The following is a 21673-nucleotide window of genomic DNA, read 5'->3' on the forward strand; positions in this document are numbered from 1 at the left end:
CACCGATAAACCCGGGGCATTCATGACGCTAAAACCGGTCTTAATTTCCGCGATTGATTGCCGAATTACTGCCGGAGAATATTGAAAGCTCGGTTGCCAGGTCGATACGGTGGCGCCGGACGCGAGGGTTTTGAACTTTCTCTTCGTGATTTCACCTCTTCCGTCCCGTCGACCTCCGCCGATCGCGCACCGGGTCCACCTCTCTTTCGAAGGCTTATTGTCATGCATCTTCTCGTTCGCGGCGGCCCAGGCCGGCTGGTCGGTGACATACAGGTGCCGACGTCGAAATACCACGCGCACCGGGCGCTGATCCTGGCCTCGCTGGCCGACGGCGTGAGCCGCATCCACGGCCTGACCGAGGCGCGGCACGTCAAGTACACCGTGGAACTCCTGCGCGGTCTGGGCGTGCGGATCACGACCGAGGGCGACACCTTCGTCGTGCACGGCCTCGGCGGCGTCTACCGGCCGCGGCGCGCGTCCGTGTCGGCCGGCAGCTCCGGCACGACCCTCTACTTCATGATCGGGCTGGCGGCTCTCGCGGACCGGCCCGTCGCGGTGACCGGCCAGAAGTACTTCCGCAGGCGTCCGGTGGGCCCGTTGCTGGACGCCCTGCGGCAGCTGGGTGTGAACCTGACCTCCGCCGACGGCTGCCCGCCGGTGCAGGTCCGGCCCGGCGCGCCGGCCGGCGGCCATGTGCGGATCGCGGGCACGCTCTCGCAGTGGATCTCCGGGCTGATCCTGCTGGCGCCCTTCGCCGACGGGCCGACCGTCATCGAGGTCGAGGGCGAGCTGAACGAGCGCCCCTACCTCGAACTCACCGTGGCGATGATGCGGCGGTTCGGGCTGCGGGTGGACGTGTCGGAGGACTGGCGGCGCTTCGCCGTCGAGCCCGGACAGCGGGCTCGGGCACAGGACGTCACGCTGCCGCCGGACATCGGCTCCGCGGCCTTCGCCGTCGCCGCCGCCGCACTCCACCCGGCCGACGTCCTGCTGCGCGGCATCACCACGCTGGAGGGCGGACCGGCCGACCACCCCGAGGCCCACTTCCTGCGCGTGGCGCGGGACATGGGCGTCCCGATGGAGATCGAGCCCGGCCGCGGACTGCGCGTCCGGCACGACGGCGTGCGGCTGCGGGGCGCCACGGTCGACTGCCGGGACATGCCCGACATGCTGCCCGTCCTCGCGACGCTGGCCACCTTCGCCGACGGCGAGACCGTCTTCGAGCACGTCGCGCACACCCGCCTGAAGGAATCCGACCGGGCGGCCGCCATGACGCAGCTGAACGCCATGGGAGCCGGGCTGGAGCTGACCGGCGACACCCTGCGGGTACGCGGCACGGCCTCCCTCCGCGGCGCGAAGCTGTCGTCGTTCAACGACCACCGCGTCCTCATGGCCCTCGCCGTGGCGGCGACCCGGGCCGAGGGACCGTCCACCCTCAGCTATCCGAACGCCTACCGGATCTCGTACCCGGACTTCCTGACCGACCTGGGCAGCCTCGGCCTGTCCATGACCGTGGAGCGCTCGCCCGCGCGCACCGCGCCGGCCGCGGCCCGTGAACCCGCGGCCGCCGTGCCGGAGCCTTCGCGGACGCTGCCCGACAGGATCCGCGAGCACGCGGGGACCCGGCCGGACGGGACCGCCGTCGTGACCGCGCACCCGGACCACGAGACGACGCTCACCTGGCGGGAGCTCGCCGCGGAGGTGGACCGCGCGGCCGCCCTGCTGCTGCGTCTCGGCGTCGCGCCCGGCGAGCGGGTCGCCTACCAGCTTCCGAACCAGGCGGAGTTCGTCGTGATGACGCTGGCCGCGCTGCGCATCGGCGCGGTCTGCTGCCCGGTCATGCCGTTCTTCCGCGAGCGGGAGGTCGGCTTCGCGCTCCGCCGCTCCGGCGCCCGCGTCCTGCTGCTCGCCGAGACCTACCGGGGCCGCCGGCCGGCCGAGGAGCTGGCCGGTCTGCCGGCCGAGGACACGGCACTGCTGGAGCACGTACTCGTCCTGTCGGACTGCGAGGAGAGCGCTCGACTGCCGCGTACCGACGGCGCGTTCCGCTTCCACGACTGGCACGCGGCGCTGGCCGCCGGCGAGGTCGACGCCGCCGCGCTGGACGCCCGGACCCCCGAACCGACGGCGCTGGCGCAGCTGTTGTTCACCTCGGGGACGTCGGGCGAGCCCAAGGGCGCGCTGCACCGCGCGGACGTGCTGGCCCGCGCAGCGGCGGCCGAGATCCGCCAACTGGGCCTGGGAGAAGACGACGTGGTGTGGGTGCCGTCGCCGCTCGCGCACCAGACCGGCTTCCTCTACGGCATGTGGCTCGCGCTCGAACTGGGCGTCCCGCAGGTGCTCCAGGCCGAGTGGGACGCCAAGCGGGCGCTGTCACTGCTGCAGGAGCACCGGGCCACCTTCGTCCAGGCATCGACGCCGTTCCTCTCCGATCTGGTGCAGGTCGTCGAGGGCAGCGGACAGGCTCCGCCGGGGCTGCGGACCTTCGTCGCGGCCGGTACGGCCATCCCGCGCAGCCTCGCCGAGCGGGCGAGCCGCGTCATGGGCACCGCCGTCTGCGGCGCGTTCGGCACCACCGAGACCTGCCTCGCGACACTGAGCACGCCCGCGGACGCGCCCGCCGCGCGCTGGGGCACCGACGGCCGGGCGCTGGACGGTATCCGGCTGCGCGTGGTCGACGACGCCGGCCGGGTCCGGCCGGCGGGCGTGGAGGGCAACTTCGAGATCCACACGCCGACGGCCTTCGCCGGCTACCTCGACCGCCCGGACCTGACCGCGGACGCCTTCACCGAGGACGGCTGGTACCGCACCGGCGATCTGGCGACGCTCGACGCCGACGGCTACCTCACCATCACCGGCCGGGTGAAGGACGTGATCAACCGCGGTGGCGAGAAGGTGCCGGTCTCCGAGATCGAGCAGCTGCTGCACGCCCACCCGGCCGTCGCCGAGGCGGCGCTGGTGGCGATGCCCGACGAGCGGCTCGGCGAGCGCGTGTGCGCCTTCGTCGCGGTGCGCGACGGCGACCGGCTCGACTTCCCGTCGATGCAGCGCTACCTGGACCAGGGCCGGGTCGCCCGGCACTACTGGCCGGAGCGGCTGGAGGTCGTGGACAGCCTGCCGCGCAACGCCGCCGGCAAAGTACAGAAGTTCATGCTCCGCGACCGGGCGCGGAGCCTTGCTCCCCAGCGCGGCCGGAGCGTGGGAACACAACAGGAAAAGGTGAGTGGGGCGTGAGCCGGGACGTGGACTTCGCTGCTCTGTACGAGCAGGTCGAGAGCTGGGTGGAAGGGCCGGGTGAACGCTGGGCCGAGCGCATCGAGGCGTCCGGCGCGGTCCCCGAGGAGCTGTGGAGCGAGCTCAACGACCACGGCTTCCTGCGCATGGCCGCGCCGCTGGAGTACGGCGGCCTCGGCCTCGGCTTCGTCCGGTGGATGGAGCTGATGGAGGTCTTCTCCCGCTCCCACGGCTCGATCCGCATGATCGTGCACGTGTGCAACGGGATCTGGCGCAGCCTGGACGGCCACGCCACCGACGAGCAGCGCAAGCGGTTCGTCGTTCCCGCGGTGAACGGTGAGCTGAAGATCGCCTTCACGCTGACCGAGCCGGACAACGGCACCGGCGCCGACATCACCACCTCCGTGACCCGCGAGGGCGACACGTACTACCTGTCGGGCCGCAAGCATCTGATCACCTTCGGGATGCGCTGCGACTACTACCTCCTCGCGGCCCGCGTGGAAGGCAGCGCCGGCCGGGACGGGACGGTGGCGCTGCTCGTGCCGCGGCACGCCGCCGGTGTGCACGCGCAGGACTCCTCGCAGACCATGGGCGTGACGGGCACGGATCACGCGACCCTCACGTTCGACCGCACGCCGGTCCCGGTGGACCACCGCATCGGCGCCGAGGGCGACGGCCTGGACATCTTCCTCGGCGGCTTCCTGACGCCCTCGCGCATTTCCGTCGCGATGAGCTGCGTCGGTCTGGCCGAGCGGGCCCAGCGGCTCGCCCTCGAGTACGCGGGCCGGCGGGTCACCTTCGGAAAGAGGCTGACCGAGCGGCAGGCGATCCAGTTCATGCTCGCGGAGAACGCCACCGAGATCGAGGCGGCCCGGCAGCTGGTCCTGCACGCCGCCCGCAGCTGCGAGAGCGGGGCCGAGGACGCCTCGATGAAGTCGTCCATGGCGAAGATGCACGCGGTGACCATGCTCACCTCGGTGACCGACAAGGCGCTGCAGATCCACGGCGGTCGCGGCTACTGGAAGGACCATCCCATGGAACGCGTCTACCGCGACGCCCGCGCCCAGCGGTTCGAGGAGGGTACGAACGAGGTGCAGAAGGCCGTGGTCTTCCGCGAGCTGCTGAGCCGCGCGGCCCGTGCCGGAGCCGGCCAGTGAGCGCGGCGGAGGGCGGGCAGGTCTCGCTGATCACCGGCGCCTCGCGCGGCATCGGCCGGGCCCTGGCCCTGACCCTGGCGGCCCGGGGCGGCACCGTCTTCGTCAACTACAAGAAGAACGGCGACCTCGCCGAGCAGACGGTGGCCGACATCGACGCGGCCGGCGGCCGGGGCATCGCGGTCCAGGCCGACGTGGAGGACCCGGACGCGCTGCGCCTCATGTTCGACCGGGTCGCGGAGGAGACCGGGCGGCTGGACCACTTCGTCTCCAACGCGGCGGCGAGCGCGTTCAAGAACATCATGGACGTGAAGCCGCACCACCTCGACCGCTCCTACGCCATGAACCTGCGGCCCTTCGTGCTCGGCGCGCAGGAGGCGGTGAAGCTGATGGACCGCGGCGGCCGCATGGTGGCCCTGTCCTCCTACGGGTCGGTCCGCGCCTATCCGACCTACGCGACCCTCGGCGCCATGAAGGCCGCGATCGAAGCGTGGGTGCGGTACATGGCGGTGGAGTTCGCGCCGTACGGCATCAACGTGAACGCCGTCAACGGCGGGCTCGTCGAGTCGGACTCGCTGGAGTTCTTCTACGGCGTGCCCGGCATGCCGGCGATGCGCGAGGTGCTGGACCGCATTCCGGCGCGGCGTCCCGGGGCGGTCCAGGAACTCGCCGACACGATCGCGTTCCTGCTGGGCCCGGGTGCCGGATACATCACGGGCCAGACGCTGATGGTGGACGGCGGGCTCAGCGTCGTGGCGCCGCCGTTCTTCGCCGACGCCGGACCCGAGCTGGCGCTGCCGGACCGCCCGGTGCGCGATGTCTGACCAGCGGGTGACGTACGGACGACGCGCTCTGCCCGGCCGACCGCGGCCGGACGGCGCGGCAGCGAGCGAAGGAGACGCAGGGTGCCGCCAGCGGCGAAGGTAGTTCTGACCGGCATGGGGGCGATCACCCCGGTCGGCAACAGCCGGGAGAGCACGTGGACGGCGCTGCTCGAAGGCCGCTCCGGCATCGGGCCGATCACCCGCTTCGACGCCTCGGACTTCCGCACGCGGATCGCGGGTGAGGTGAAGGACTTCGACCCGGTCGCGCTCCTGGGCCGGAAGCGGGCGCGGCGCGCCGCCAGGCTGAGCCAGCTCGCGGTGGCCGCGGCGCGCGAGGCCGTGGAGGACGCGGGCCTGGTGATCGGCGCCGGAGAGGCGGAGACGGCCGGAGACCGGGTCGGAGCCGTCGTCAACACGGCGGTGTCCGGCATGGGCGAGATCGCCGAGGCGGTCGACCAGATGCACGAGGATCCGAGCGAGGTGGACATCTACTTCGTGCCGTCGGTGATCCCCAACATGGCGGCCTGCGAGGTGGCGATCGACCTCGGCGTGCACGGCCCGGTCACCGCGAGCGCGCTGGCCTGCGCCAGCGGAGTACACGCGCTGCTCGAGGCCCGGCGGATGATCCTGGCCGGCGAGGCCGACGTGGTCGTCGCCGGCGGGACGGACGCGTCGATCACCCCGGTGATGTTCGCGGGCCTGTGCAACATGGGCGCGCTCTCGCGCCGCAACGACCAGCCGGAGCAGGCCAGCCGGCCGTTCGACGCCGACCGGGACGGGTTCGTCTTCGGCGAGGGCGCGGTGGTCTGCGTCCTGGAGTCCGAGCAGCACGCGAAGGCGCGCGGCGCCCAGCCGTACGCCGAACTCCTGGGCGGCGCGCTGACCTCGGACGCGTTCCACGTGAGCGCGCCGCACCCGGACGGCACCCACGCGACGGCGGCGATGCGCAAGGCGCTCCAGGCCGGCGGTGTGGCGCCGGACGAGGTCGACTACGTCTGCGCGCACGGCACCGGAACCAAGGCGAACGACCTGACCGAGACCCGGGCCGTCCGCGAGGTGTTCGGAGCGCACGCCTACGACCTGCTGGTGAGCTCGCCGAAGTCGATGACGGGCCACCTCATCGGAGCCGCCGGAGCGCTGTCGGCGATGGTCGCCGCGCTGGCCATCCGCGACGGCGTGGTGCCTCCGACGATCAATCTGGACACGCCGGCCGCCGAGTGCGACCTGGACTACGTGCCGCACCGAGCGCGCAAGGCCGCGGTCGACACGGCCATTGTCGACGCCTTCGGTTTCGGCGGCCAGAACTGCGTGGCGGTGCTGCGCAGGCCGTGAACGGTGGCCCCGCGCGTGCAACGCGGTCCCGGGCGGGAGCGAGGACCGCGGTGCACGGGCGGAGGGTGCCACGAGAAGTCCGGTACGTGATCGGGCCACCGGGCCGCGGCCCGTGGTCGACGCGGTACCGGGAGATTCAGACGGCGTTGAGCGCGTGGGCGTCGCGTCCGTCCAGTGAGGGGTCGTGGGCGAGGATGGCGTACTGCAGCCGCTGGAGGCGGGGCGTCGGCTCGATGCCGAAGTCGTCCACCAGGTTCCGGCGCAGACAGCTGTACGTCGCCAGTGCCTCGGCCGTCCGCCCGCTCCGGTAGAGGGCGATCATGAGCAGGCCGTGCAGGTTCTCCGACGTGGAGCGGTTGTCGACGAGCGAGAACAGTTCGCCGATGATGGCCGTGTGGTTACCGAGTTCGAGTTCGAGTTCGAAGCGCTGCTCCTGCGCTAAGACGCGGCGTTCGTCCAGCTGCCGGCCGATCGAGTCGAAAGCCGGAATGTCCCGCAGGTCTTCCAGGGCCCGTCCGCGCCACAGGGCGATGGCCTGGCTGAAGATCTCCGATGCTTCCTCTTTGCGTCCCGACTCGCGGAGTTCGCGCGCTTTCGCCAGCAGGATTTCCAGTTCGTTCACGTCCAGCGTCACGCCGGAGAGGTTGAGCTGGTATCCCGGAGGACGGGTGGCCAGGACCGACATGGCGTCGAGTCCGATGTCCTGCAGGTGCTTTCGGAGCTTGGAGATGTAGACGTGGAGCGCGGTCGAAGCGGTTTGTGGTGGGGCGCCGGACCACAAAGCATCGATGAGCTGACTTGAGGAGACCACTTCGTCGCGATTGGCGCAGAGATAGGCGAGAAGGGACCGAAGCTTCATTGCTTTCGGTGCCACCTGGTATCCATTGGATGCTTTTATCTCAATGGGGCCGAGCATCTGGAACTTCAACATTCCCCCTGTGTAGTTCCGTGCGCGTAGCGTATAAGTATCGTACACGCCACACGGTTCTTGATCCTTAATGTAGGTGGGGCGGATGGTCAAGGGCCGTCTGCGAGCTTGAAGGAACATTTGAGGTTACCCGGAGGTAACTTCGCGTGGCGTGCGGCCCGGAGGCAGCCGTGTTCGCCCGCTTCTGTCGTGAGATGCCATGACGTTTGCGGACGGTCCCCGGCCGGCCTGTCAACGCGGTCTCTACATACGGGGGTTGAGCCGGTCGGTGCGCACGGATGCCGGTCCCGGTGGCGGTCGGCGGCGCCGGCGCGCACGGCGGCTACAGCATTCTGAGCAGCAGCAGGGCGAGATCCGTGCCCGGCGAGCCGAGCTCGCCCCGGTAGCGCCGGAGAACGCTGTTCTCCCAGGACAGTGCTTTCCGCGGACGTCCGTCGGCGACGCGCAATTGCTCCAGGCGTGCGGACGCGGCGCTCCGCCTGCGCACCAGGTGAATGATGGCGTCGTCGATGTCCGCGATCAGACGCTGCTGCGCCTCTGCGTCAAGAGGTGGCGGGTCGCTTTCGTGTCGCGATTTCGTTCTCGCGGTGTCGTCCACTCTCATGCGAAAGATTCCATGATCTCGTCTGCTCCGCGAGGAATTTAATACGGCGACCCGGTTACTTGCCAGATATCGCCGCTGCCGCCGCCGGATTCGCTTGGCGCGAACGAGGGCTGTGCGGCTCTGTTGGACCGGACCTGCCAGCTTACCGCTGCTCACTAAAGGTCGACTTAACGGCCGGTAAGGCCGGAGGGACATGGCTGGCAGGCGGGCTATTTCATTGCGTATCGGCTTCCCGGATGGTGTTTTTTAAGTCCAGTTTTAGGGCGTCTGGATTATGGTCGTGCGGAACCGGCGGACTGCATCCGGGGTGTGTCCATAAAGCTGCTGGGCGGCTCGGAAGGGCGCATGACTACGAGGAGAGAATGATGCTCGACAAGGTGTTGGACCGGCTGCACGACCCAGCGGTCTATGCCCTTCCCGCCATGGCGCTGCTGATCATTATCGAGATGGTGGCGATCAAGTTCAGCGACGACGAAGAGCAGACGGGATACGACCTCCGGGACCACCGGACGAGCATCCTCACGGGCTTCGGGGCGCTGGTCTCCTCCACGATCCTGCGCAGCATCGCACTGGCGCTGTACTTGCTCGTCTACGAGTACCTCGCGCCGTGGCACCTGCCGACCGACTCGTGGATGACCTGGGTCGTCCTCTTCTTCGGCGTCGAGCTGCTGCTCTACGTCTACCACCGCGCGTCGCACGCCATCCGGCTCATCTGGGCCGGCCACCAGGTCCACCACTCCAGCCAGTACTTCAACCTGTCGACCGCGCTGCGCCGCAAGTGGGCCCAGTGGTTCGAGAAGGCGATCTGGTTTCCGCTGCCGCTCCTCGGCGTGCACCCGGCCCTCGTGTTCACCATGCACTCCGTGCACCTGGTGTACGGCCTCTTCGCGCACACCGAGAAGATCGGCAAGCTGCCCCGTCCGATCGAGTACGTCTTCGTCACCCCCTCGCACCACCGGGTGCACCACGGCACCGACCCGGAGTACCTGGACAAGAACTTCGGCAGCATCCTGATCATCTGGGACCGGATGTTCGGCACCTTCCAGCCCGAGCTCCAGCGTCCGACGTACGGCCTGACCAAGCAGCTGAACAGCTACAGCATGTGGCAGGTCCAGATGCACGAGTTCATCAACATGTCCCGTGACGTGCGCGGGGCCCGCACGTTCAAGCACAAGCTCGGCTACGTCTTCGGCCCGCCCGGCTGGAGGCCGGCCGAGGAGCGGGAGGACAAGGGCGGCACCGGCGCCGAGCCGGCCGGCGTCGTCGCCACCGGGCAGTCCAGCGAAGCGCTCACATGACGATGCCCACTCCTTCCGGCCCACGGCGGGACGGGCAGCCGTCCCGCCGTGGCCGGACGGGAATGCGTGGCCACCCGTGGCTGACCCTGACCACTCTCTCCGTCGGCGCGATGATGGTGTCGCTCGACGGAATGATCGTCACCGTCGCCCAGCCGGCCATGCAGTCCGACCTCGGTGCCGATCTGACCGGCATCCAGTGGGTGACCAACGGATACCTGCTGGCGGTCGCCGCGCTGCTCATCACCGCGGGCAAGATGGGCGACCGGTTCGGACACCGCAGGATCTTCCTCGTCGGCGTCGTCGGCTTCACCGGAACGTCGGTGGCGATCGGCCTGTCGACACAGCTCGGCTGGGTCGTCGGCCTGCGGGTCTTCCAGGGCGCGTTCGGCGCGCTGATGCAGCCGGCCACGCTGGGACTGCTGCGCAGCGCGTTCCCCGCCGACCGGCTCAACATGCCGATCGCGGTGCGCAGCGCGGTCATCGCCGCCTCCACCGCGGCCGGCCCGGTCGTCGGCGGCCTGATCGTGCAGAAGGCGGACTGGAGCTGGGTCTTCTTCCTCAACGTGCCGCTCGGCGCGCTGGTGCTGTGCCTCGGCGCCGCGGTGCTGCGCGGCGGCCGGGCCGACGACGCGGCCGGCCGGTTCGACCTCGTCGGCACGGTGGTGCTGGCCGGGGCCCTGTGCTCGTTGGTGTGGGGCCTGACGCTGGTTCCCGACCAGGGCTGGTCGCATCCCGGGACGGCGGCCTACCTGCTCGCCGCCGCCGTGCTCGCCGGCGGTTTCACCTGGTGGCAGCGGCGCGCGGAGGACCCGCTCGTCCCGCTGCGGATCTTCCGCTCCGCCCGCTTCTCCGTCGGGGTCGTCACGATGACCGTGATGGGGTTCGTGATGGTGGGCGCACCGTTCGTCCTGGTCTTCTACCTCCAGAACGTGCTCGGCCTGACGCCCGCCCGATCCGGCGTCCAGGTGCTCGGACTGACCCTGCTGATGATCGTCGGCGCGCCGCCGACGGCGATCTGGATCAGCCGCTCCGGCCCCCGGACACCCGTGGTGCTCGGTCTGGCCGTCACCACCGTCGCGATGGTGGCGCTGTCCCGACTCGACGCCGGGACCAGCACGCCGAAGATGACGTTGTTCTTCTTCGTCCTCGGGCTCGGCTTCAGCCCGATCATGATCGGCGGCACCAAGCTGGTCATGAGCAGTGCTCCGGTGGAACTCGCCGGAGTGGCGGGCGGCATGCAGCAGACCGCCATGCAGATCGGCGGCAGCCTCGGCATCGCCTCGGCCGGCGCGATCGTCGCCTCGCACGCCGCGGCAGCGCTGCCGGGGCGGCTCGCGGCGGCCGACGTCACGCTCGGCCCCGGCCAGGCCGAGGAGGCGGTCCGGGCAGCGGCGGTGGGCCGGCCGCCGGAGCTCGGCGCGAGCGGCGCCGCGCAGGAGCTCCTCACCGGCATCAGCCACGGGGTGTTCCTGGAAGGCATGCAGTACGCGCTGCTGGTGACCGCCGCGGTGGCCGCCTTCGGCGCCCTGGCGGGCCTCGCCGCCAAACCCGAGAAGGCGGCCGCCACGACCCGGGAGGAGACCGCCGACCAGACCCCGGACGAAACCGCCGCCGGGACGCGCGGATGACCGGCCCCGGAACCGGCCGCGAAGGACCCTCCCGCCGCTGAACCGGTCCTTCGGCACGGCGCCGGACGCCACGGGACGAGTCCCGCCCGCGCAAGGCGCCACCGCGCTGTACCTCTCACCGACCGCACTACGTGGGCTGCCCCAATGGTGTTGTGCCGCCCCTCACGCATTAGGAGAAACGGCATGAGTGCCGCGACGACAGAAACGAACCAGGCAAGCATCGCCCCCGGCGCGCGACAGCTCCGCGACCTGTTCGCCCGGCCCGGCGCGGTGCGCATCGCCGGCGCCCACAACCCGCTCGGCGCACGGCTCGCCGAGCGCGCCGGCTTCGACGGGGTCTGGTCGAGCGGCCTGGAGGTCTCCGCCTCCCAGGGCGTACCCGACACCGACATCCTCTCGATGAGCGAACTGCTGGGCGTGGCCTCCTCGCTGGCCGCCGCCGTCCGCGTCCCGGTCGTCGCCGACTGCGACGCCGGCTACGGCAACGCGCACAACGTGATGAACATGATCCGCCGCTACGAGGCGGCCGGGATCGCCGCGGTGTCCATCGAGGACAAGCGGTTCCCCAAGGTCAACAGCTTCATACCGGGCCGGCAGGAGCTGGCGCCCGTCGGCGAGTTCTGCGGCAAGCTCGCCGCCGCCAAGGCCGCCCAGCGCACGCCGGACCTCATGGTCATCGCCCGTATCGAGGCGCTGATCGCGGGCTGGGGCATGGACGAGGCGCTGCGCCGCGGCGAGGCCTACGCGGAGGCCGGCGCCGACGCCGTGCTCATCCACGCCAAGGGCAGCTCGCCGGAGCCGATCCTCCAGTTCCTCGCCGAGTGGAGGCTCCCGACGCCGGTGGTGGTCGTACCCACGACCTACCACACGATCACCGCCACGGAGCTGGCCGAGGCCGGCGCCAAGCTGGTCATCTACGCCAACCACGGGCTGCGGGCCGGCATCAGCGCCGTCACCGACACCTTCGCGTCGATCCTGCGCGACGACCGGACCACCGGCGTCGAGAGCAGCATCGCCCCGCTGGCCACCGTCTTCGACCTGCAGGGCATGGCCGCGCAGAAGCGGCACGAGGCCGAGTTCATCACGCCCTTCGAGTCCCGCGCCCGCTCCGTCGTCGTACCGGGCGCCGCCGACGCGGCCGCCGGGGACGCCGTGGCGCTCCTCGACCACCAGACGTCGGCGCTGCGCCGGTCCGGCATCGAGTCGGTGGCCCTCGCCACGTCCGCCGACGCGCCCGAACGGCGTCCGCAGGACGTGTCGGTCCTCGCCGAGCACACCGACGCGGCCGGCGCGCTGCTCGAACTGTCCGGCGCCTACCTCAGCGGCACCGTGGTGGTCTCCGGCGACGCCTTCGTCGAGAGCGAGCCGCTGAGCAGGCTCACCGCGGCCGGCGCCGCCGGCAGCGACATCGCGCTCCTCGTCGACGTCTCCGCCGGCGCGGCACCGCGCGCCGACGCCGTGCCGCTGAGCCTCAACTCCGCGACGCGCGAGGGCCGCAGGATCGCCGGCAGCGACGGCAGCGACGTGGTCGCGGTCGGCCGGGACGGGGCCGACGGCGAGTTCGCCGGCGCCGCCGCCTTCTCGCCGCAGGGCTTCGCCGCGCTGCGCGCCGCCGCGGAGAAGCGCCGGGCCAACTCGCAGCAGGCCAGCCTCGCCGACCTGGTCGCCGACCTGGTCGAGGCCGGCCACCGGGTGCGCGCCGTGGAGATCGCCTCCGGCTGGCTGGAGCTGCGCACCGCGGACGACGCCCGCCGCGCCACCGCGCTGCTCGCCGGCGAGGAGGCACAGCGGTGAGTACCGCCACCGTGCCGAGGCTCGCGGCGCGCAGCGTCGTCGACCTGCTCCACGACCGCGGCTTCGGCCCGTTCACCGGAGTGCCCTGCTCCTTCCTCGGGCCGGTCATCACCTGTCTGGAGGCCGAGCACCCGCAGGACTACGTCATCGCCGCGAATGAGGGCGAGGCGGTGGCCATCGCGGCCGGCGCCCGGCTGGCCGGCCGGCACCCGGTCGTCATCCTCCAGAACTCCGGCCTCGGCAACACCGTCAACCCGCTCACCTCGCTCTGCCACACGCTCCGGCTGCCGGTCCTCCTGCTGGTCACCTGGCGCGGCCGGCCCGGCAGCCCGGACGAGCCGCAGCACGAGCTGATGGGCCGGATCACGCCGGACATGCTCACCGCCATGGACATCCGCAACGAGGTGCTGCCGGACGACCCCGAGGTGTTCGCGGAGCGGCTGGACGAGGCGGCCGCGCACATGGCGGCCACCGGCCTGCCGTTCGCCTTCATCGTGCCCAAGGGCGCCATCGCGCCGTACCCGAAGCCGGCGGTACCCGCCGCCGAGCCCGCGCCGCCGCTCATGCGCCGGGCCGAGGCGATCGGCGAGGTGGTCCGCGCGATGGACCCGCGGACGCTGCTCGTCGCGACCACCGGCAAGACCGCCCGTGAGCTGGAGTGCGACTGGGACCGGCCCGAGAACCTGTACGTCGTCGGCTCGATGGGCTGCGCCTCCAGCGTGGCCCTCGGCGTGGCGATGCATACCGACGACCGGCCCGTCGCCGTCCTCGACGGCGACGGCGCGGCCCTGATGCGGCTCGAAGCGCTGACCACCATCGGACGCGAGGCCGGCACGGACCTCTGCCACATCCTGCTCGACAACGAGTCGTACGAGTCCACCGGCGCCCAGCCCACCGCGTCCGCCGGCGTGGACTTCTGTGCCGTCGCGACCGCCGTCGGCTACCGGGCCGTCAGCGACGTGTCGGACGCGCGGAGCCTGCGCGAGGCCGTGCTGCGCGCCCAGCGCGACGGCGGCGCCCAGCTGATCCGCGTGCGGATCGCCGTCGGTTCGGACCCGAACCTCGGCCGCCCGGCCCTCCGTCCGCCCCAGTCGGCAGCACGGTTCATGGAGGCGATCACCCAGTGAGCCACGACCGCGACACGGCCGCGCCGCAGCGGCTGGTCCTGATGAACCCCGGACCGGTCATCACCGACGACCGGGTCCGCTCGGCGCTCGCCGGACCCGACATGTGCCACCGCGAGCCCGAGTTCTCCGAACTCCTCACCCGGGTACGGGACAAGGTCACGCGGATCGCCGGCGGCGACGCGCGGCACACCTCGGTCGTCCTGACCGGCTCCGGCACCTCGGCGGTGGAGGCGGCCATCAGCTCGGCCGTGCCCGACGGGGGCGGCCTGCTCGTCCTCGACAACGGCCACTACGGCGAGCGGTTCGCCCACATCGCCGCCGCCCACGGCATCCGCGCCCACCGGCTCGAACACGGCTGGGCCACCCCGCTCGACCCGGCCGCGGCCGAGCGGGCGCTGGTCGCCGACCCGGGGCTGACCCACGTCGGCGTGGTGCACCAGGAGACCAGCAGCGGCATGCTCAACGACGTCGCCGCGGTGACCCGGATCGCCCACGCGCACGGCCGCGAGGTGATCGTCGACGCGGTCAGCAGCATCGGCGCCGAGCGCGTCTCCCTGGCCGAGGACGGCGTCGACTGGCTCGCCGGCTCCGCCAACAAGTGCCTGGAAGGCGCCCCGGGGCTGGCTTTCGTCAGCGCCGCCAAGGCCGCCTTCGAAGGCCTCGGCGCAGCGCCGAAGCGCGGCTACTACCTCGACCTGCACCGGCACTACCAGGCGCAGGAGAAGGCCGTCGCGCCCGCCTTCACCCCGGGCATCCCGGCCTACTACGCCTTCGACGCGGCGCTCGATCTGGCCCTCGCCGAGGGCTGGGAGGCCCGCCACGAGCGGTACACCGCGCTGGCGCGACGGCTGCGCGCCGGACTCGAGGCGCTCGGCCTGGAGATCCTCCTTCCGCCGGAGCAGCGGGCCGCGGGACTGACCGCCGTCCGCATTCCGGAGGGCAGCAGTTACGCGGAGCTCCACCGCGGCCTGCGGGCGGAGGGCTTCGTCATCTACAGCGCCCAGGAGCGGCTGGCCCGGGACTTCTTCCGGCTGTCGACCATGGGCCGCATGACGGAGGCGGACGTCGACCGCTTCCTCGTGGTTCTCGCCGGCCTGCTGCCGTCCCGGCACTGACCCGTTTCCCGCCAGCTCCGCTCATCCACCGAGTGAGGTACTACGTGACCACCCCTGAGGGACCGGACCGGTCCGCACCGTCGGCGGCGCCGTACCGGCTCGCGCTCGTCGGCGGTGGGCCCAGGGCGACCTACGTCCTGGAGCGGCTGTCGGCGACGGCCGGCAGGCTCGAGCCGGGCCGGGGCCTGGAGGTGCGCGTCTTCGAGCGGACCGGCGAGTTCGGTGCCGGCCGGGCGCACAGCCCCACCCAGGTCCGCACGAGCTACCTCAACCGGATCGGCAGCCAGGTGAGCTTCGCGGCCGACGAGACCGTCGCCGGCGCCGGCCCGCTGCGTCCGGCGGCGCAGCGGCCGACGCTCCACGAGTGGTGCCGGCGCCGTTTCTCGGAGACCGGCGATCCGGACTTCGACCTGGGCCCGGAGGACTGGCCCCGACGGTACGTGCACGGGCTGGCGTTGCGGGACATGTTCGACGTCTACGCCGCCGACCTGCGCCGCCACACCGGCGCGGAGCTCCACCTGCACCGCGCGGAGGTCACGGACGTCGAGTCCCACGGCGCGGAGCTCCGCGTGGTCACCGCGGACGGCTCCCGGTACCCGGCCGACGAGGTGCTGCTGCTCACCGGCCACTCGTACCACGACGCCCGGCGCAGCCCGGCCGGCGGCCGCCTGGCCCGTCTGACCGCAGGCAGCGCCACCCGGCACGTCCCGCACCCGTATCCGATGGACGTGGAGCTCGACGCGGTCGGCTGCGGTCCGCGGGCCGTCGTCGGCTGCGCCGGCATGGGCCTCACCGCCATCGACACCATCCTCCACCTGACCGAGGGCCGCGGCGGCACGTTCGCCGAGGGCGACGGCGGCACCCTGGTCTACCGGCCCGGCGGTGCGGAGCCCGCGGGCATCGTCGCCTTCAGCGGCTCCGGGCTCTTCACCTTCGCCCGGCCCGACAACCACAAACCGAGCGACGGCTCCGGGGACCATCCGGGCACGTTCCTCACCCACGAGGCGATACGCCGGCTCCGGGCCGGCGTCGGCCGCCCGTACCCGGAGAGCGGGACCGGCCGGCAGGCGCAGCTCGACTTCGAGCAGGACGTACTGCCGCTCGTCGTCCTGGAGATGGCGCACCTGCACTACGTCACGCTCTTCGGACCCGGCGCCGCGCTGCTCCTGACACAACGCGCGCTGCCGGACTACCTCGCGTTCCTCGCCGGCGCGCTCGACCACGGCGACGGCCCGGAGCGGCTGCTCGGTCCGCTGGAGCGCGCGGTGGACGAGGTGACCGAGGTGCTCGAGTCCGTCATGCGCGGGACCGTGCCGGTCGAGGCGGTCCGGAAGTCGGTCTCCTGGCCGGTGCGGGACGTGCTGCTGCACTGGGCCGGGACGGTGTTCGGACCGGCGGCGGAGCGGGAGGTCGGCCGCTGTCTGGACCGTGCGTCGGCGCCGAAGATGGTGCTCGACGGCCTCGGTTCGCCGTCGGCCCTGGAGACCGGCGTCGGCGGCAACCGCTTCAACTGGCGCCGTGCCGTCCAGCCGGTGGGCCCGCGGCACGGCCCCGCCGGATTCGGCGCCGAGGTGCGGGACTTCATGGCGCGCGACCAGAAGTGGGCGCGTCAGGGAAACCTGCGCAACCCGCACAAGGCGGCCTCGGACGGCGTCTGGCGAGACCTGCGCTCGGTCATCTCGTACGCCGTGGACGACGCCGGCCTCACGGCCGCGTCCCAGCGGGTCTTCCTCGAACGCTACGTACGCCACCACAACCGGCTGGCCAACGGTGCGGCGCCGGAGATCATGGCGAAGATCATGGCGCTGATGGACCACGGGCTGCTGGACGTCGGTGCCGGTCCCGGCGCGCGGCTGCGTCTGGACGAGCGCACGAACCGGGTCGTGGTCGAGGGCGCGCACCACGCGTTCTCGCGGCCGGTCGACGTGCTGGTCGACGCCCGTATCCATGCCTTCGATCCGGAAGCGGACGTCCTTCCGCTCTACCGCAACCTGCTGGCCCGCGGCACGGTCCGGCTGTGGCGCAACGCCGCGGCCGACGGTGCGGACTTCCGTCCGGGCGGCCTCGACCTGACGCCGGAGTTTCACCCGGTCCGGTCGGACGGCAGTGCCGAGCCGCGGATCACGGTCCTCGGTGTGCCGTCCGAAGGAGCGCGTTCCTTCCTGCTGTCGGCGCTGCGGCCGAATGCCAACCACTACGTGATGCGCGACGTACTGGTCTGGCTCGACGGCTTCTGGCGCGCACTGGACAGCGGCGGCAGCCGGACGTCCTAGCCTCCTGAGCCTCCCGCGTGTTCCGCGCTCCGTCTCCGGCCGCGGGCCGGGAGCGAGGACCGGACACCGGCCGCCCGGCTCGTCACCACCGGCCGGTGTCAGCGGGTCCCGAGACGCTGCCGCACCGCGCGTCGAGCGCGTCCGGGGGCCCGGTCGTCACGATGGAGTTGCAGGGAGTGGTTGAGGGCCAGCATGATCCCGAACAGCTCGTACACCAGTTGGTCGGGGTCGGTGTCGGCCGGCAGGTCGCCGACGGCGACGGCGCTTCGGATGTGGATGCCCAGGTCGCGGCGCCAGAGCGAGTCCAGGCCGGCGATGGCGTCACGCACCGGTCCGCCGCGGCCGTCGAACTCCGCCGCCACGGCCGTGAAGAAGCAGCCGCCCGGCAGCAACGCCCGTTCCAGGTATGAGATCCATGCCTCGCACAACGCGCTGAGGCGTGCCAGTCCCGGAGACGCGCCCCGGGCCCTCTGCGGCACTTCGCGGGAGAACATCTCCGCCGCGGCGTCGACGACGGCGAGTTGCAGGCCCTCCTTCGTGCCGAAGTGACCGAGCACCCCGGCCTTGCTCATCCCCAGTTCGGTTGCCAGCCGGCCGATGGTCAGCCCCTCCAAGCCGTCCACGGAGGCGAGAGCCAGGCCACGGTCGACGATGCGCTGTCGGGTGCGGCCGGCCTCGAGGACGGAGTTGCGAGGGCTCATGACACGGCATGATAGCCGCTCGCCCGCACTTTAGCTTCCGGTCGATCGGTTGCTATATTCCGGCGAGCTCCGCCCGAACGACCACCCAGACCGACCGAGGAGAACCATGCCGGGGAACCGTATCGCCGCGATGGGGCACCACCAGCCGTCCCGAGTGCTGAGCAACGCGGACCTGGAGCGGTTGGTGGACACCAGCGATGACTGGATCCGCCGGCGAACGGGGATCGCCGCCCGCAGGATCGCGGGTGAGGACGAGTCCGTGACCGACATGGCCGCGGCCGCCGCGGCCAAGGCTCTGGCCGCCTCCGGTCTCGCACCGGAGGAGATCGGGTTCGTGACCGTCGCGACCTGCTCCGCCATGGATCGCTGCCCCTCCGTCGCCGCCCAGGTCGCCGCTCACCTGGGGATCCCGTCCGCCGTCTGCTTCGACCTGAACAACGGCTGCGCAGGCTTCACCACGGCCCTGGCCGGCGCGGACCACGCACTCAAGGCGGGAGCAGCCCGGCACGCCCTCGTAGTCGGCGCCGAGAAGATGTCCGACGTCACCGACTGGAGTGACCGCAGGACGTGCGTCCTCCTGGCCGACGGTGCGGGCGCGGCGGTGATCAGCCCGACCGAGGCGGACCACGACGGCATCGGCCCCGTCGTCTGGGGCTCCGACCCGACCCGCGGCAACGCGGTGCGGCTGCGGGACAGCTGGCAGCCGAAGTTCGCCCAGGAGGGGCAGACGGTCTTCCGCTGGGCCACCACCGAGCTGCCGGCCTTCGTCGAGGACGCCTGCCAACGTGCCGGTATCGCCACCACCGACCTCGCCGCAGTCGTCACCCACCAGGCCAATCTGCGGATCATCGAGGCACTGACCCGACGCCTCGCGCTGCGCGACGACGTCGTGATCGCCCGGGACGTCGTCGACTCGGGCAACACCTCCGCCGCCTCGGTCCCGCTCGCGCTGTCCAAGCTCGTCGAGCGCCGCGAGGTACCCGTTGGCGCCCCCGTGCTGCTGTTCAGCTTCGGCGGAGGCCTGTCCTGGGCCGGCCAGGTCGTCGGCTGCCCCTGAGGCCGCCCCGGTGCTCCGGACAGACCCCGGCCGGCGGCCGGCCGCCGAAGGCACCGCACGGGGCCGTGGGGCATGAACGCGAGAAACCCCGGACGGAGACCGTCCGGGGTTTCTCGTTTCGCGGTGGCTGGGGCCGGGGTCGAACCGGCGACCTTCCGCTTTTCAGGCGGACGCTCGTACCAACTGAGCTACCCAGCCACGCAGTTCGCCGAGGCGATCTGCAAGCGGTCCTGACGGGATTTGAACCCGCGGCCTCCACCTTGACAGGGTGGCGAGCACTCCAAACTGCTCCACAGGACCAAGCTGCGGTGTCCGGAAATCCTGACACCTGATGTTGAGCGTGCCCCCAACGGGATTCGAACCCGTGCTACCGCCTTGAAAGGGCGGCGTCCTAGGCCGCTAGACGATGAGGGCTATCGGCCCGCCTGGGCGCTTCTCAGCGCGTCGGGGACGTGAGAAGCATATGGGATGGCGGGAGGTATCGCCAAAACGGTTTACGGAGTGCCGGGGGCGCGGCTGCCCGGGGCGGAGCGGGAGGGGCCGCCGGGGGAGGGGGACGAGCCGGTGGGGGACGGGCCGGTGGGGGAGGGCGACGGGGTCGCGCCCGGCTGGTTCTCCTTCGGCAGATGACGGCTGACCTCGGCCGTCGTCAGGCCGAGACCGCCGAGCTTGATCTCGTCCCAGGCCTGGAGGCGCCGGGAGTCCCGGTCGAAGTAGAGGATCGACGCCTGGATCGGGTCCGGGTACTTGCCCTCGACCGCGCGCAGACCGCTGCCGCCGGTGGAGCCCTCGGTGCGCAGCCGGGTGCCGTACTTCATGACCTCCATGTCCTCGTGGTGGAGGTGCCCGGCGAGCACCAGCGGAACGTCGCCGTCGACCTCGCGGGCGGCCGACGGCTCGTGGGCGACGGCCACGTCCACCGGGGTGCCGGCCGCGCTCTGGTCGCGCAGGGCGGAGGCGAGGCGGGCGCCGGCCAGTTCCTGGGAGGCCTCGGCGCCGTCCGCCTTGGAGCGGTCGGGGGTGTACTGCGGGTCGCCCATGCCGGCGAAGCGCAGGCCAGCGACGGTCCGGGCGTGGCCGTCGTCCAGGACGTGCACGTTCTTCAGGTGCTTCAGGTACTCCTGGGTGCCGCGGGAGTCGTGGTTGCCGCGGACCCAGACGTAGGGCGCGCCGAGGTCCTCGACGGGGTCCAGGAAGCCGTTCTCCGCGGCGGTGCCGTGATCCATCGTGTCGCCGGAGTCGACGATCACGTTCACCTTGTACTGCTCCACCAGGGAGGCGATGATCTTCCAGCTCGCCGGGTTCAGGTGGATGTCCGACACGTGCAGGACGCGGATCGTGGTCGGGTCGGGCTGGTAGGCGGGGAGCGTCGAGGTGACGTCGTAGAGCTTGGTCACGTTGGTCACCAGGCGGGCCAGCTCCTGCTGGTAGACGTCGAACTCGGTCACGATGCTGCGCGCGTTGCCGACCAGGGAGGGCGCGGAGGAGAGCAGGCCGGAGAACTTCGGCTCCAGGACGGAATCCGGGTTCCAGGTCGCGTACGCGGTGCCGCCGGAGGCGACCAGGAGGGTGAGCGCGAGTCCGCCCGCGGCGAGGGCGCGCCGGGGCCGGCGGTAGACGACGAGACCGAGGGCCGTGGCGCCGGTGACGACGGCCACGCAGGAACGGACGGCGAGGTCGAGTGTGCCGTGCCCGACGTCGTGGGCGACCTCGTCCTGGAGGCCGGAGAGCCGTTCGGGGTGGTCGACGAGGGCTTGGGCGCGGGCGGGGTCGAGCTGGTCCACGTTGACGTCGAGGCGGACCGGGGCGACGTGGCTGTCGAGCTGGAGGGCGCCCAGCGGTGAGACGTTGATCTTCGTGCCGCCCGCGAGCGACGGGCGCAGGGTCATCGTCGTGTCCATGGGCCCGACCGGGACCCGGACGTTGCCGACGACCAGCAGTCCCAGCCAGGCGCCGAGCAGGACGACGGCGACGAGGCCGGCGGCGCGGACCCAGGGGCGGGGGCGGGCGGCCAGTTCCGGGGTCGCGGACGTGCGGCGGTCGCGCAGGCCGCGGCGGGCGCGCAGGTCGTGGTAGCGGCGGGTGAGGGTGCGCGGGACGTTGCGGATGGGGTTCATCACCTCGGCCAGGGCGTGCGGGGCTGCGACGGGGACGCGGACCTGTGGTCCCGTATGCCCGGGGCCCGTCGCGGATATGCGGGTCGTACCCCACGGTCGTACCCGACAATGGGCCTGTGCTGGAGATGACGCGCGAGGAGTTCGAGGAACTGGTCGCCGAGGCCCTGGACCGGATCCCGCCGGAGCTGACGCGGCTGATGGACAACGTCGCGGTGTTCGTCGAGGACGAACCGCCGGCGGACGAGCCCGAGCTGCTCGGGCTGTACGAGGGGACGCCGCTGACGGAGCGCGGGGAGTGGTACGCGGGCGTGCTGCCGGACCGGATCACCATCTACCGGGGGCCGACCCTGCGGTACTGCGAGACGCGTGAAGACGTGGTCGCCGAGACCGAGGTGACGGTCGTTCACGAGATCGCCCACCACTTCGGCATCGACGACGCGCGGTTGCACTCCCTCGGGTACGGGTGACGCGCTCGGGTCAAGTCCGC

Annotated in this window: 16 protein-coding genes and 3 tRNA genes; 12 read left to right on the forward strand and 7 right to left on the reverse strand. The window is 71.8% G+C overall.

Going from position 1 to position 21673, the window contains the following annotated elements; translation table 11 throughout:
- Positions 1–222: 222 nt before the first annotated feature.
- From aroA to fabF, 4 genes are all read left to right on the forward strand, one after another.
- A complete protein-coding gene (gene aroA, locus ACIQFU_RS28825; RefSeq protein ID WP_402555269.1) occupies positions 223–3234 on the forward strand; it encodes a 3-phosphoshikimate 1-carboxyvinyltransferase in 3012 nt (1003 codons plus the stop codon).
- Positions 3231–4391 carry an acyl-CoA dehydrogenase family protein gene (locus ACIQFU_RS28830; protein ID WP_402555271.1) on the forward strand — a complete coding sequence of 387 codons (1161 nt, stop codon included), beginning with the start codon at positions 3231–3233 and terminating at the stop codon, positions 4389–4391. Before aroA ends, ACIQFU_RS28830 begins: the two co-directional genes overlap by 4 nt.
- Entirely contained in the window at positions 4388–5212 is an 825-nt protein-coding gene (locus ACIQFU_RS28835) for an SDR family oxidoreductase (RefSeq protein ID WP_402555273.1), read from the forward strand. The genes ACIQFU_RS28830 and ACIQFU_RS28835 overlap by 4 nt, the downstream gene beginning before the upstream one ends.
- Positions 5213–5293: 81 nt before the next feature.
- Positions 5294–6544: a beta-ketoacyl-ACP synthase II gene (gene fabF, locus ACIQFU_RS28840; RefSeq protein WP_402555275.1), complete on the forward strand. Its 1251-nt coding sequence runs from the start codon at positions 5294–5296 to the stop codon at positions 6542–6544.
- Between the two features lie 136 nt (positions 6545–6680).
- Here the strand turns inward: fabF and ACIQFU_RS28845 are convergent, their stop codons facing one another.
- Entirely contained in the window at positions 6681–7403 is a 723-nt protein-coding gene (locus tag ACIQFU_RS28845) for a BTAD domain-containing putative transcriptional regulator (RefSeq protein ID WP_402555276.1), read from the reverse strand.
- Between the two features lie 391 nt (positions 7404–7794).
- On the reverse strand, positions 7795–8076 hold the full coding sequence (locus ACIQFU_RS28850; RefSeq protein ID WP_402555278.1) for a chorismate mutase: 282 nt from the start codon (positions 8074–8076) through the stop codon (positions 7795–7797).
- Positions 8077–8441: 365 nt separating this feature from the next.
- Between ACIQFU_RS28850 and ACIQFU_RS28855 the strand changes: the two genes are divergently transcribed.
- The 6 genes from ACIQFU_RS28855 (at position 8442) to ACIQFU_RS28880 (ending at position 17311) form a co-directional block, all read left to right on the forward strand.
- Positions 8442–9374 (forward strand): sterol desaturase family protein, encoded by a 933-nt coding sequence (locus tag ACIQFU_RS28855; protein WP_402555280.1) that lies wholly within the window; start codon positions 8442–8444, stop codon positions 9372–9374.
- A 62-nt stretch (positions 9375–9436) separates the two neighbouring features.
- Positions 9437–11002 (forward strand): MFS transporter, encoded by a 1566-nt coding sequence (locus ACIQFU_RS28860; protein ID WP_402555281.1) that lies wholly within the window; start codon positions 9437–9439, stop codon positions 11000–11002.
- A 183-nt stretch (positions 11003–11185) separates the two neighbouring features.
- Entirely contained in the window at positions 11186–12796 is a 1611-nt protein-coding gene (locus tag ACIQFU_RS28865; RefSeq protein WP_402555283.1) for an isocitrate lyase/phosphoenolpyruvate mutase family protein, read from the forward strand.
- The gene (gene aepY, locus ACIQFU_RS28870) at positions 12793–13923 is read left to right on the forward strand and encodes a phosphonopyruvate decarboxylase (RefSeq protein ID WP_402555285.1); all 1131 of its coding nucleotides are present in this window, start codon (positions 12793–12795) and stop codon (positions 13921–13923) included. Before ACIQFU_RS28865 ends, aepY begins: the two co-directional genes overlap by 4 nt.
- Complete coding sequence (locus tag ACIQFU_RS28875) at positions 13920–15038, forward strand: pyridoxal-phosphate-dependent aminotransferase family protein (protein ID WP_402555286.1); 1119 nt, start codon at positions 13920–13922, stop codon at positions 15036–15038. The genes aepY and ACIQFU_RS28875 overlap by 4 nt, the downstream gene beginning before the upstream one ends.
- A 44-nt stretch (positions 15039–15082) precedes the next feature.
- The gene (locus ACIQFU_RS28880) at positions 15083–17311 is read left to right on the forward strand and encodes an FAD/NAD(P)-binding protein (RefSeq protein ID WP_402555288.1); all 2229 of its coding nucleotides are present in this window, start codon (positions 15083–15085) and stop codon (positions 17309–17311) included.
- A gap of 98 nt (positions 17312–17409) precedes the next feature.
- On the opposite strand, the gene ACIQFU_RS28885 is transcribed toward ACIQFU_RS28880, so the two are convergent.
- The gene (locus ACIQFU_RS28885; protein WP_402555290.1) at positions 17410–18012 is read right to left on the reverse strand and encodes a TetR/AcrR family transcriptional regulator; all 603 of its coding nucleotides are present in this window, start codon (positions 18010–18012) and stop codon (positions 17410–17412) included.
- Positions 18013–18118: 106 nt separating this feature from the next.
- On the opposite strand from ACIQFU_RS28885, the gene ACIQFU_RS28890 reads away from it, so the two are divergent.
- Positions 18119–19069: a beta-ketoacyl-ACP synthase III gene (locus ACIQFU_RS28890; RefSeq protein ID WP_402555292.1), complete on the forward strand. Its 951-nt coding sequence runs from the start codon at positions 18119–18121 to the stop codon at positions 19067–19069.
- Positions 19070–19193: 124 nt separating this feature from the next.
- Here ACIQFU_RS28890 and ACIQFU_RS28895 read toward each other — a convergent pair.
- The 4 genes from ACIQFU_RS28895 to ACIQFU_RS28910 form a co-directional block, all read right to left on the reverse strand.
- Positions 19194–19267 (reverse strand) — tRNA-Phe (locus ACIQFU_RS28895).
- Positions 19268–19294: 27 nt separating this feature from the next.
- Positions 19295–19369, reverse strand: a tRNA-Asp gene (locus ACIQFU_RS28900).
- Between the two features lie 41 nt (positions 19370–19410).
- Positions 19411–19483, reverse strand: a tRNA-Glu gene (locus ACIQFU_RS28905).
- A gap of 80 nt (positions 19484–19563) precedes the next feature.
- Positions 19564–21186, reverse strand: a complete 1623-nt coding sequence (locus ACIQFU_RS28910; RefSeq protein ID WP_402555293.1) for a metallophosphoesterase — start codon at positions 21184–21186, stop codon at positions 19564–19566.
- Positions 21187–21302: 116 nt separating this feature from the next.
- On the opposite strand from ACIQFU_RS28910, the gene ACIQFU_RS28915 reads away from it, so the two are divergent.
- On the forward strand, positions 21303–21653 hold the full coding sequence (locus ACIQFU_RS28915; RefSeq protein WP_402555295.1) for a metallopeptidase family protein: 351 nt from the start codon (positions 21303–21305) through the stop codon (positions 21651–21653).
- The last annotated feature ends 20 nt before the right edge of the window (positions 21654–21673 follow it).

Origin of the sequence: Streptomyces sp. NPDC093065 (assembly GCF_044754585.1) — a bacterium.
Taxonomy (GTDB): Bacteria; Actinomycetota; Actinomycetes; order Streptomycetales; family Streptomycetaceae; genus Streptomyces.